Origin of the sequence: Pseudoalteromonas sp. 78C3 (genome assembly GCF_002836695.1) — a bacterium.
Classification (GTDB): domain Bacteria; phylum Pseudomonadota; class Gammaproteobacteria; order Enterobacterales; family Alteromonadaceae; genus Pseudoalteromonas; species Pseudoalteromonas arctica.
Map to the genome: position 1 here is coordinate 1 of NZ_PJAV01000062.1, position 346 is coordinate 346.

Annotated in this window: 1 pseudogene; it reads right to left on the reverse strand. The window is 44.5% G+C overall.

From position 1 onward, the window contains the following. Positions 1 to 346 (reverse strand): annotated as a pseudogene (locus CXF76_RS00825) (copper resistance system multicopper oxidase); the annotation flags it as partial.

A 346-nucleotide genomic window follows, 5' to 3' on the forward strand; every position in this document is an offset into this window, starting at 1 on the left:
TTCCATATTTCCGGTTAAATGCAACTCAATTTCAGCTTCTGGCTCTTGCTGGTTAGTGACCCCTTCAAGTGAGTGTAAATCTGCAAGTGTTAAAACACGGCGACCATTTTTACGTAAACCAATACCAGGATCATCAAGATTTGTTCTAGGCATATCAACGCGCATATCAACTGAAGCTCCATACTCCGTTTTGGCATGACGCACTTTAGGGCTGGCAACTGCCAATGGGTTTTCAGACATACCATGTTTGCTATGATCCATCGCCATTGCACCGTGCTCCATAGCGCTATGATCCATTTCTTTAGAGTTCATACCTGACATGCCAGCCATACCTGCCATTGCAGAA